Raw genomic sequence first — 12,396 nt, forward strand, 5'->3', positions numbered from 1 at the left:
GAGTTCACTGAGGTGGGTTTCCTTGTTAGGGAAATGAAACGTTTCTTATTTTTTCTCCGTGCCCTCTGTGAGAAAGAAAATCTTATCTAGTTAAGTTGATGATCAGGTTGAGTTTTTCTGCGACGGTAATCACGTCTTGGACTCGAGTTTTATCTACAAGAACAGCAGTAGGTCCGATCTCGTCTAAAACGATCTTCTTACCTTTGATCTGACCGAGTAGGAGTTCCATCACGTTCTGATCTTTGGTCCTTACTAGGACACAATCTTCTGCAATTTCCACAACAGGTAGATTTCCACCCCAATCTTCTAATAAGAACAGAAGGTTTTGTGCAAGTTCCGCTTTGCTGGATGCTTTTAAGAAATCTACAAACTCATTTGTTTTATAACCTAAGAGGATCCCTAGTTGGTAAGCTTCTTTGGTAAGAACGAATGTATAAACTCTGTCATAGTCTTTTAATTCAGTGAACGCTTTTAAAAGATGAATTCCATAAATAGAAACTTTTTCCGGGAATGCGATCACTGAGAAGTCAGGGTTGATCGTAATTCCACCCTTCTCTGTTGCTCCAGCAAGTTCTCCTGTTTGGAAGAAATATTCTCCCAATTTGGAAAGTGTAAGGAAACGATTCGGGTATTCTACTTCCAATAAACCGAATAAATGCAGATAGAAGATCGCGCTCATGATCTCTTTACGAAGATCTGCAAGGTCCGTCTGGAAATTTTTGGTTCTAAAGCCTGGGCTGAAGATCAAATGTTCCCGGATAATATTGGAGAAAATAACGGAAAGATGAATGCGCTTGGACTTGATGATCAAGTTCACACATTTATCCAAGATCATTTTATCATAAAAAGGCATTTCCGTAGGTTGAAAGACTTCCGGAGGATTGACCCGTTTCATTCTTGCCTCGTTCACCTCATGGATGACGAGTTTCATGATCTCGAAAATATCCTTAGCTAAGAAACCGTCCAAGTCTCCTCTCAGGATAATATTCTCACCCTTGATATCCGCCAAATTCAGGAGTTTCAGGATAGGAAGGATAAGTTCCATCTGATAGATCTGGCTTTTCTCAGGGAAAATACTAATATCCGGATTGAGGAGTTCCTGCTCAGTGCGCTTATGATCGGCTTGTTTTACCTTGCCTGATTTAGCGAGAACCAATCCTTTTCTGCTGATATAAGAAAGAAGTTTCTTGGTATTCAGGAAGAAATCCAACTCGTTTGTAGCCAGCTTTTCCTGTCTTTGGCGAGTTCCTTTTTTTACGGAAGGAAGGATCGGATTGTTTTGGATATATTTTAAAAGTTCTTCCGGAAGAGCAAAAATTCGTACGAACTTTTCTTCCACGAAACAAACGTCTGCGATCATCCCTTTTTCGGTTAAAGCGGGAATAACCGTCTCGTATTTGCCTCTGCCCATTACGATAAAACTTCTGATATCGTCAGCGTCTGCGGCTCCACCGCTCAAATATATACGTACAACTGTATCTCTTTCCAGTTCAGACAAGGACTGGATCGCAGACTCATATGCTTCGTCAGAAGTCGCATGAGTGATGAACTTACGGATACTATCTATTTTAGCAGGAGCTTTTACGGTCTTTTTCCATTCGTTGGAAATATCCGTAAGTTTCTTACGATCTAGAAGTTTTTCGACGGAGACTTTGTATTTGTCTCCTTTCAGATTCTGTTCCAGGGATACGAGAGCCGCGAGCTCATCGTATGCATGGTATTTATCCAGGTTATTGGTTAATCTTTCTCTATTCTTTCTCTGATAGACCAGATGATATTTTCTGAGAAGATTTAATTCCATTTCCACGTTGATCGGTGGAATATTTACCTTACGAGAAATCTCTCCTAAAGTAAGCACATTCTTATTCTTTAAGATGGAAGTATAGATATTGACTTGAAGGATTGTGAGTTTTTCCAGAACCCCTTTTAAGTAGAACTCGTCTAGGAAACTATCATAAAGGAACTTAACGTTCTTATTCTTTTCCTTGAACGGGAGCTTGGGAATGTTCCAGAGAGAGGCGGTCTTCTTTAGGTCGTTCAGTTCGAGTTTTTCTAATTCTTGCAATAAAACCGATTCGCCACTCATACCACTGACCGAATATATCGTTCGAGAGCCATACTCTAATTCTCGCCGTTCCCGTAAACCAAAATACGGTTTTCTCCTCGGAACATGTTGAATAGACCCGACTATCTCCCGGTCGGTTCCTTTATCCCAAAATGAGTAGCCAGTCTCCCCGATTTAGATTGTGTTCCTCTATACTTCTCTTAATCTGGAGCGGAAATGTCCGGCTTTCTCGACCAAATACTCCAAGGGGTAAACAGCGCTACAAGGATCGTAACAAGCGGTTATGTTTTCTCCACAAAGACCCTTCTTCTTTTAAAAGACCTGGCTGTAGGAGGTACAACAGCCCGGAACATCCCGGTCAGATTGAGAGAAGCGTTTGAAGAGTTAGGCGCTACGTACATTAAATTGGGCCAGTTTATAGCGTCCGCTCCATCCTTATTTCCTCAAGAAATCGTAACAGAGATGCAAAAATGTTTGGATTCCGTACGGCCGATCCCCTTCTCCGAGGTCCAAAAGACATTAAAGAAAGAATTGGGAAAAAATTATCAGGACTTATTCCAAAGTATTGATCCGGTCCCAATGGCATCCGCTTCCATTGCACAAGTACATTCAGCGATCACAAAAGATGGCTTGGATGTTGTGATCAAAGTGCAAAGACAAGATATAGAGTCTGCTTTAGGAGCGGATCTGAATCTTCTATTCTTAGCCTCTAAATTATTCGAGATATTCGTGCCAGGTTTAAACAAATCAGGACTTTCCGAAATGGTAGGAATGTTCCAGTCTTCTATTTTAGAAGAGATTGATTTTGTGAAAGAAGCTGATAATTGCGAAGAATTCGAAAGATATCTTCTCTCTGCAGGAGAAACAAGAGCGAGAGTCCCGAAAATTTATAGAAGTCTTAGCACCAAAAAGGTGTTGGTCATGGAAAAATTCTACGGAGCGCCGATTACTGACGAAGTTTCCTTACGTAAATTCAGCTCTGATCCTTCCAAAACTCTTTCAGAAGCTTTAGAGATCTGGTTCTCCACTCTTTCCAAATCGGGCTTTTTTCATGCAGATGTGCATGCAGGAAATTTAATGATCCTCAGGGACGGTACTGTGGGTTTTATAGATTTCGGGATCGTAGGTAGGATCTCCTCCAAGGTTTGGGAAGGCCTCATGATCTTTTTAGAAGGTCTTGCATTAAATAGAACGGATCGGATCGCAAGCGGTCTTGTCCGTATGGATGGAACTTCCCAAGGAATCGATGAGAAAAAACTCGCAAAAGATCTAGAAACAGTCTTTGAGAAGATGAGTAAGATGGTCTTGGATATCCAAATGGGCGAATTAGACGCCTTCGATGAGCAGAAAATGAATACCATCCTTTTCGAGTTCAGAGATATTTCGGACCGGAACGGATTAAAGATCCCGAAAGAATTCGGACTTCTGATTAAACAGATCCTTTACTTCGACCGTTATATCAAATCTTTCGCACCGGATCTGGATCTGATCCGAGATAGGGAAAAATTCATCAGATGAAATCCAAACTTTTCGAATTGGAAGAAGGACAAACCGGTAAAATTATCGGGATCAAGAATGAATCCGGAAAAACAGGTCTAGTCAGAAATCTTTTAGATATGGGATTTTTACCTGGAACACAGATAACAGTTCTCCAAAAATTCCCGAAACAAGACAAGATGATCGTAAAACTTGGGCTCGTACAACTTGCGATCCGAAAATTGGAAGCTGACCTTTTAGAACTAAACTAATTTATGAAATTATTATCTTCCGAAAAAACTCAGTTAGAAATACAAAAAGAAAACTATAGGATCCTACTAACCGGAAATCCAAACTGCGGCAAATCTACTCTATTCAACAGGCTTACAGGCTTAAGACAAAAAACTGGGAACTATCACGGGGTCACCGTTGAAAAAGCGGAAGGAGAGATCCATACAGATCATGGAAGTATTTCTATCGTAGATCTTCCCGGAGCATACAGCCTAGGCGGCGAATCGGAAGACAAACAAGTTACTACAAGAATGCTTCTCTCCAGAAATAGGGAAGATAAATTAATTTTTGTTTTAGACGCGGTTGCGGTAGAAAGAGGACTTCAATTTCTTTTACAAATTTCTTCCTTAAAGATCCCGATGTTTGTAGCTGTTACTATGAATGATACTCTAGAAAAAAAAGGAGTACGTTTAGATCTGAAAACTCTCTCTAAAGCATTCGGTATTCCTTTTTATTTCGTAAATCCTAGATCCGGAGAAGGTGTAGGAAATTTGGAAAAAATTTTGGTAGAAACTTCCGCTTACCAAATCCCAAATCCGAATTTCATCTGGGACAAAAAAAGATCAGGTTTAATAGATTCCATTCTATCTAAACTTTCCAGCCCGGATCCTGATTCCGCAAAATTCGTATTAGAAAATACTTTGAAAGAATTCAGCGGAGAAAGTCTACAAACAGGACTTCCCAGTGCGGAATTTTTTCCGGAAAAAACGAAGGAATTCATTCGTTCCGAATGGCAAAGATCAGGATTACAATTTTCTTATGGAGAAGAGTTGGTCCAAAGGTCCATTTGGATCAAAAAACTTTTATCCAAGGCCCTCTCAGGAGTGGAATCTTCCGAAAAAGGAATTTTAGGATTTGCGGATAAAATACTTCTTCATCCTGTTTGGGGACTCGTATTTTTCTTAGGTCTCATGGCATTAGTATTCCAAGCTTTATTCACTTGGTCGGAAGTCCCAATGGATTGGATAGAATCAAGGATCGGAGATCTTGCAGAATGGACCGGAAATTTTCTACCGGAAGGACCGATCCGATCTCTAGTCCAAGAAGGAATGATCGGAGGTGTGGGTGCAGTTTTAGTATTCGTTCCTCAGATCAGCTTGTTATTTTTATTCATCGGGATCATGGAAGAAAGCGGATATATCGCGAGAGCCTCCTTTCTAATGGACAGATTCATGGGAAGATTCGGACTCTCCGGAAAATCTTTCATCCCACTTCTTTCCAGCGCAGCGTGTGCGGTACCAGCGATCATGGGAACAAGAACTATAGAGAACAAATCTGATAGGCTTACTACGATCTTAGTTTCTCCCCTCATCACTTGTTCTGCCAGATACCCTGTTTATATTTTAGTGATCGGGACCGTATTCTCTTCCGATCCTGTTTTTGGGATCTTCTCAACCAAAGTACTCGCATTATTCGGTTTATTCTTATTAGGAATGTTTGCCTCTATGGGAGCCGCATTTTTGTTTAAGAAAACTTTTTTCAGATCGGAACCTGCTTACTTCCTAATGGAACTTCCGAGATACCAATGGCCTTCTCTTAAAAGTTTGGTATTTACCGTTTATAAGAAGATCAAAGCGTTCATTGAGAATGCCGGAAAAGTGATCTTATTTATTTCAGTCATCCTTTGGTTCTTAGCAAACTATCCAAGAATAGAAGAATCTAAAACCGTAAGTTTAAATCCAACTCAGATCAAGTCGTTACAAATCTCAGAGTCTTATGCAGGCAGAATGGGAAAACTCATGGAACCTGTGCTTTCACCGATCGGATTCGGTTGGAAAATGGGACTCGGGATCATCACTTCCTTTGCAGCGAGAGAAGTGATGGTATCCACTCTTTCGATCGTTTACGGGGTCCAAGGAGAAGATTCTGAGGATGAAAACTTAAGATCTGCTCTACGGAAAGACAAGGATCCCGAAACGGGAAAACCGATCTGGACGATTGCAAGTGCATTAAGTCTTTTGATTTTCTTTGCATTTGCATGCCAATGTATGTCAACTCTTGCAGTAGTAAAAAAGGAAACAAACTCCCTCTTTTGGCCGTTTTTTCTATTCACGTATATGACGATCCTTGCATATTCTTCCGCGTTTTTAGTATTTCATCTTTCTAAATTTTTAGGCTGGAATTGATCCATGATTAAAAGGCTTCCGGATAATCTCAGGATCGTACTATTCTATTCATTTTGTTTTTTCGTTTTACTCACCGTTTTTAGATTCGCACTCTTATTCGTTTATTTTTCAAAATTGGGAAACTCTTCCATTTCGGAAGTAATCTATTCTTTCCTGATCGGGATCCGATTCGACCTCTGTGTCATCTCCATCGTGATCGGACCGTCCTGGTTATTATCCTCTATCCATCCACTCAACCGTTGGAAGTCCTATAGATATATTTGGGGAATACTTCCTATCACATTATTTCTCTGGATGACCGGACATTTGATCGGGGACATCATCTATTTCGGGGAAGCAGATAAACATTTAGGTTACGAAGGTTTTGTATTCTTAGGGAAAGACCTTCTTATACTGATAGAAGCTGCGGTAAAAAACGATACCTTTACCGTAATTTTGGGACTTACTGGGATCTCGATTGGACTTCCTAGTTTAATTTATCTTTTTATTAAACACAACGGGTACGAATTTTCCTCTTTGAACAAAAAGTGGGAACTCCTACAGATCCCGATCTCTATACTTATACTATTATTATTATTCCGAGGAGGACTACAATCCAGGCCTCTCAGATCTACGGAAGCGATCCATTCGGAAAACCAATTCTTAAATCAACTACCCTTGAATGGAGTATTTACGACCATAATGGACTTAAAGTCCAAGTCCATTCTTCCTGAATTACAAATATCTAAAGAAGAATCCGTCCGGATCGTACAAAAAGAGATCGATTATCCGGGAGCGAAATTCATAGATCCTGAATTCCCGATCTTGAGAGAAACGATCGAAACAAGAAAAGAAACTCCTCCAAATATTGTTTTAATCCTTCTGGAAAGCTGGACTGGAAAATTTATTAGACCAAACGGAAACGGGATCGTAGGCGAAAGAGAACTTACTCCTTATTTCAATTCTTTGCTAAAAGAAGGAAGATATTTTCCTCATTTTTTTGCGACAGGAGGAAGGACCGTAAACGGACTCATGTCCGTGCTTACCGGAGTTCCGGATCGCCCCGGGATTACTGTAGTAAGAACTCATCAGGTACTAGGAAATTTCGGCGGGCTCGGCTCTATCCTAAAAGAACTAGGATACTCCACATATTTCGTACATGGAGGAGATGTAGGATTCGATAATATGAGTTTTCTATTTCCTCATTGGGGATTCGACACTATTTTAGGAAAAGAAGAAATAGAGAAAACAAAAAGATATACTTCCGGCGCCTGGGGATTTTACGACGGAGATGTTCTGCAAGAGCTACATCATACTTTAGAAAATGCTAAACAACCATTTGCCGCAGTCAGCCTAACCTTAACCACTCATTATCCGTATCAAGTCCCTGAAACAGTACAAAATCTTTATCCGAGCTCCATGAAGGATTCCGATTATTTTAATACGTATACATACGCAGACAAATCCATAGGAAAATTTATGGAGAACGCTAAAAAATCGGCATATTTCAAAAATACGATCTTTGTTTTCGTCGCGGACCATACACATCATAGGGATCTAAATCCTTATGAAGATAGAAATATCCCACTTCTAATTTATTCTCCTAAATATATAAAACCTACAATGGATCCTCAAATTTCCTCTCAATTGGATGTGATCCCTACGATTCTCGGACTTGTAGGAAAAAAAGTAAGATTCGCTTCTTTCGGTAGAGACCTTCTTACCCGAGCTAAAGAAAAAAACTACGGTTCCTACTTTGCGTTCTCAAGTGTGATCGGATGGATAGAAAACGAAAATGCATTATATCGCTCCACCGAAGCGGAACTAAGAGAAGTATATCCAATGCCTTGGAATGAAACCAAATCCAAATGTGTTTCTATAAAAGATACCTGCGACGAATACGAACGAAAAGCGAAGGCATTCTTAAATTTAAGCTACGAACTTTTAAATACGAACCGGATCTTTCCGGAGAAATAATTGGGCGGCTTCTCGCTTCGCTCGAACCAGGCTACTAAGGGCTTTCCGCAGCGATCCATAGAGAGCGAGGAAACGACCAGCGCAGCTGAGTCGGTGACTGATGCGAAGCAAAGTCAAAATTCAAACTAACAAACTGCACAATAATCGAGACAAACTCGCAGCGACACTTGATCGAATATATCTTTGGTACTGGGCATTTATGTAAGTCGAAGATCTCCCCACCCTGCCTGGGTGGGGGCCGGTGCGGTGGTACCAAAAAATTTTCGATAAAACGGGTCGTGTTAATTTAATCTAAGATCTCGTTTGACCTCAATTCTCTCGGTCATCGACTCGTTAAGAACGGTCGTCTTCTCGCTCCCTACGGCGCTGCGTATTTTATTTCATTTAGTCTGATTGCATCCGTTATAAATTTTGCTTCATTTCATTCAGCAACCCTCCGGGCTTCTCGCTCCCTACGGCGCTGCGTATTTTATTTCATTTAGTCTGATTGCATCCGTTATAGATTTTGCTTCATTTCATTCAGCAACCCTCCGGGCTTCTCGCTCCCTACGGGTCGCTGCGTATTTTATTTCATTTAGTCTGATCGCATTCGTTATAGATTTTGCTTCATTTCATTCAGCAACCCTCCGGGCTTCTCGCTCCCTAAGGGTCGCTCGAAGGGGGGCCGGTGTGGTGGAGTACTTCGACTCCATATCACAGAATCCGACTTTTTACAACTCGTTCTTAGATCTCAGATCTGTAGGAGCTCCTACAATCAAGGCGTTCTTTATTTTCTTGACTTTCGATTCGATCTAAATCTGGAGAGAATTTCTTCCCTTTCTTGACAGTTATTCCGATCTTAGTTGAAAGAGGAGAGAGAATGTCTTTTTCGAAAAGTTTTCGTGTAGGAGAAAAATGGGAAATCGGTCGTGATTCGGCTCCCTTTATCATCGCAGAAATCGGATTAAATCATAATGCGGATTTGGAACTCGGGAAAAGGACCATCCAAGCGGCCAAAAAAGCCGGAGCGGATGCGGTAAAATTCCAAACCTATCAAACCGGAAACTTTTTAGACGTAAAAAATCCGAAAGCGAAAGTTCTCGTGGATATCTTCCAAACCTATGAGCTCTCAGAGAAATTACATATCGAGTTCAAAAAGACGGCAGAGCAAGAAGGCCTCTTCTTCTTCTCTACTCCCTTAGACACCGGAAGCGTAGATCTTCTGGTAAGTATTGGAGTGAAAGCTTTAAAGATCGCAAGCGGAGATATAGTAAATAAACAACTTCTTCAAAAATCCGCCTCGACAGGCCTTCCATTATTCTTATCAAGCGGAGCCGCGGAAGGTTTTGAAGTGATTCGTGCTTTGGAATTTTTAGAAGCGGAGAAAGTAAAGGATTTAGTCTTGTTCCATTGTGTTTCTCTATACCCTACCCCTCCAGAAAAAGCAAATCTAGAAACGATCGAATATTATAAAAATATATTTCAAGGTCCTGTGGGATTTTCGGATCATACCGCGGGAAGTTTGGCTGGAGCCTTAGCAGTCAGTTTAGGAGCCAGTGTATTAGAAAAACATTTTACTTTGGATAAAGCCCTCCCTGGTCCAGACCATACAATTTCAGTCGATCCAGACGAACTCAAATCATATGTAGAAAATGCTAAAACAGCATTTCAGATGAGAGGGGAAAAAAGAAAAATCGTTCAACCTCAAGAGGCAGGTGGAAGATTTTTCGGAAGAAGAGGATTATACGCTGATGCAAACGGAAATCCTATCGCGCTCCGCCCAGACCTGAGCCAAGAAGATAACATCTATTTTGATTCCTGGAAACTGAATGAAGCAGATACCCTCGTCAAAAAAGGCAAAGGACCCAAATCTGGAGAACCATTCCATTCTTAATATGATCCGAAAATTCTGTATTTTACTTTTAGTTGCGTCATTCGGAGCTTCTGCAGCTCCCAAAACTTACGGAAGTTTGGGTTCGGAAGTTGATTATTTAGATTTCGGAAAGGTAACCGTAGCTCCTTTTTCTTATTCTGTATCTTCTTCTTTTGATGAGGAATACGGTGCATTCAACCTATTCGATTCGAATCCTAAATCCTATTGGTATTCCTCAAGCGAGATCAAACCAGAATGGATCATTGTGGATTTCGGGTCCAAAAGACTTATCAACGCGATCGAAGTACTTATTCCGACATTCCGAGGAAAAAGAGCCGCCGAAGAATATGAAGTCCAAGTTTTATATCAAGATAATTGGAAAACTATTTTTCGGAACGAGAAAGCAGAATTATTAAATTTCCATAATATTCCTCCCATAGACGCCTCCATTTTAAGATTATATTTCCCCAAAAAAGAGGATAAGAGCATCGTAATCGGAGAGTTCAAGATCCTACTAAACGGCGTCGTTCTTAATTCGGTTTCAAACCGTTTTACTGGATATCAATATCCGGTTCCGGACGGACTACTTCCCGAAAAGGATTATCAACTCCCAGGCGCGCCGAGAGAATATAGGAATGGTGTCCATAAAGGATTAGATATTTATTATAAACGAGAAAAAATAGGAGCTCCTAGACGTTTAACTTTCGAAGATACGCTTGTTTCCCCTGCAGACGGAACGATTATCCGCGCAGATTTGGATTATTCTCCGATGACATTATCCGAATTCCAAAAATATTCCTCTCTGGCTCAGAAGAACGGGGTCACCTATGTAGAAAAAGATTTTGGAGGAAGGCAGGTCTGGATAGACCACGGGAACGGGGTAATGACCTCATTCAATCATCTTTCCTCAATCAAAAGAGGGATCAAACCCGGAGCAAAAGTACAGGCAGGCGAAGAGATCGGGAATGCAGGCAATTCCGGATTAATGGGAGAGGCGAAAGGGAACGACGAAAACATCCATCTCCACTTTGAGATCTGGGTGGATGGTGAATATTTGGGTGCAGGAGTTCCTACAAATCAAATGAGAAAACTCCTACAATTTTTCTTTTCTAAATCGAATCTGAATTGAAAAATACAAAGAAGTATTTTCACGCAGAGACACAAAGCCGCGGAGTTTATTGAATTAACTACGAACTCTAAGAAACTTTCTTACAAATGAAATACGAATTAATTGGCTAATGCTTTGCATAAATTCACAAGATCACTATTACCAATACGGTTGCAAGCATAGGAATTTTGTTTTATATGAGCTTTGCATAAATTCTCAAGATCTCTATCGCTGATACGGCTGCAAGTATAGGAATTTTGTTTCGTTTGAGCTTTGCATAAATTCTCAAGATCACTATTGCTAATACGGCTGCAAGTATAGGAATTTTGTTTCGTTTGAGCTTTGCATAAATTTTGAAGATCACTATTACTAATACGGTTGCAAATATAGGAGTCTTGCTTCGTTTGAGCCTTGCACAAATTTTCAAGATCACTATTGCTAATACGTCTACAATAGCCGGAATCTAACGCATCAAGATTAATCGATAAAATCATGATAATTGCGTTAATTGAAAAAACAGAAAAACTTTTATAATTCATCATTAAAACATTCATCTTCTTAAATTTTATAAAATTCCCTTAGCTTTCAAATAATCTAATATTCTAGTCCCCAAAAACCAAGAGATCCAGGCTCCTACAGCAGCAAATGAATATAAGAAAAAGAAAAATAAGCCGTATTTGATGGTCCACTCTAAGGATATTTTACATTTCTTTAAAAAAGTAACAAAACCTCCGGAGACTGCGCCTGTCTCCTTTAAAGTAAATTTGATCGTACAAAACTCGTTCTCCTGATCAAATTCACCTAACTTAACCCCCAAGTCTTGGATCTTGCCTTCGATCTCTAAGATTTCCTTTTCCAATGAGATCAATTCTTCTATCTTTCCGTTCCTTCCTTTTAAACTTAAGAGACCTGCTTTCGATTTTTCTAACGAAATACGAGTGGCAGTAATGTCCTTGTATTCGTTGGTTTTATCGGTTTTGTTTACTGAAATAGAATCGATCACTCCGATCTTTTGGATGGATTCCACCATTGAATCAAACCCATCCGGATTCACACCAATTCCTAATTGTAGAGTTCTTCTGCCGGCCAATCCCGATCTCTGTTCGTATTGGATCACTCCCTTGGCATCTTCTACATTCTTTCGGATCTTTTTCTCATCTTCCTCGAACTCGGAAGTTTTGGAAGAGATCGCCGCTACTTTCTCATATTTCTGGGAAGAAGAAAGAGTGAGTTTTGCGTCCTGAGGGGAATAAAATTTTTCGGATGCGTAGTTCTTACGTCCGTAATCAAAATTAGTAGAAGAACCCTGCTCTTGGCTTACATTTTGGGATTCTGAACCGATCGCATAACTATAAGCCAAACGAAATAAGAATAGGATTAAAAATACGCATGCAAAACCTAAAGAGAATTTTTTAATAAATTTAGAAATTTCATTCAGTCGTTCCATTCTAGTATAATTCCTTCTAATGTTCCTATTTCAGACCCGTATGAAAGAGAAAGTTTTCCGCAAAACAGAAAGTAT

General features: G+C 40.1%; 9 protein-coding genes. 6 read left to right on the forward strand and 3 right to left on the reverse strand.

Features of this window, described 5'->3' with window-relative positions:
• Positions 1-82: 82 nt before the first annotated feature.
• A complete protein-coding gene (locus EHQ64_RS09205) occupies positions 83-2,086 on the reverse strand; it encodes a helicase (RefSeq protein ID WP_135649195.1) in 2,004 nt (667 codons plus the stop codon).
• A 195-nt stretch (positions 2,087-2,281) separates the two neighbouring features.
• On the opposite strand from EHQ64_RS09205, the gene EHQ64_RS09210 reads away from it, so the two are divergent.
• The 6 genes from EHQ64_RS09210 to EHQ64_RS09235 all read left to right on the forward strand — a co-directional run bounded on the left by EHQ64_RS09210 (position 2,282) and on the right by EHQ64_RS09235 (position 10,895).
• Positions 2,282-3,583: an ABC1 kinase family protein gene (locus EHQ64_RS09210; RefSeq protein ID WP_135649196.1), complete on the forward strand. Its 1,302-nt coding sequence runs from the start codon at positions 2,282-2,284 to the stop codon at positions 3,581-3,583.
• Positions 3,580-3,813, forward strand: coding sequence for a FeoA family protein (locus tag EHQ64_RS09215; RefSeq protein ID WP_135649197.1), 234 nt, complete (start codon positions 3,580-3,582; stop codon positions 3,811-3,813). Before EHQ64_RS09210 ends, EHQ64_RS09215 begins: the two co-directional genes overlap by 4 nt.
• A gap of 3 nt (positions 3,814-3,816) precedes the next feature.
• Positions 3,817-5,958 carry a ferrous iron transport protein B gene (gene feoB / locus EHQ64_RS09220; protein ID WP_135649198.1) on the forward strand — a complete coding sequence of 714 codons (2,142 nt, stop codon included), beginning with the start codon at positions 3,817-3,819 and terminating at the stop codon, positions 5,956-5,958.
• 3 nt (positions 5,959-5,961) lie between these two features.
• Positions 5,962-7,914, forward strand: coding sequence for an LTA synthase family protein (locus tag EHQ64_RS09225; RefSeq protein WP_135649199.1), 1,953 nt, complete (start codon positions 5,962-5,964; stop codon positions 7,912-7,914).
• A gap of 859 nt (positions 7,915-8,773) precedes the next feature.
• Positions 8,774-9,787: an N-acetylneuraminate synthase family protein gene (locus EHQ64_RS09230; protein ID WP_135649200.1), complete on the forward strand. Its 1,014-nt coding sequence runs from the start codon at positions 8,774-8,776 to the stop codon at positions 9,785-9,787.
• A gap of 1 nt (position 9,788) precedes the next feature.
• On the forward strand, positions 9,789-10,895 hold the full coding sequence (locus EHQ64_RS09235) for a M23 family metallopeptidase (protein ID WP_135649390.1): 1,107 nt from the start codon (positions 9,789-9,791) through the stop codon (positions 10,893-10,895).
• A 98-nt stretch (positions 10,896-10,993) separates the two neighbouring features.
• On the opposite strand, the gene EHQ64_RS09240 is transcribed toward EHQ64_RS09235, so the two are convergent.
• Both EHQ64_RS09240 and EHQ64_RS09245 read right to left on the reverse strand, forming a co-directional pair.
• Positions 10,994-11,416, reverse strand: coding sequence for a hypothetical protein (locus EHQ64_RS09240; protein ID WP_135649201.1), 423 nt, complete (start codon positions 11,414-11,416; stop codon positions 10,994-10,996).
• Positions 11,417-11,439: 23 nt separating this feature from the next.
• Complete coding sequence (locus tag EHQ64_RS09245; protein ID WP_135649202.1) at positions 11,440-12,321, reverse strand: DUF4349 domain-containing protein; 882 nt, start codon at positions 12,319-12,321, stop codon at positions 11,440-11,442.
• Positions 12,322-12,396 lie beyond the last annotated feature (75 nt).

The organism is Leptospira sarikeiensis (genome assembly GCF_004769615.1).
Taxonomy (GTDB): Bacteria; Spirochaetota; Leptospiria; order Leptospirales; family Leptospiraceae; genus Leptospira_B; species Leptospira_B sarikeiensis.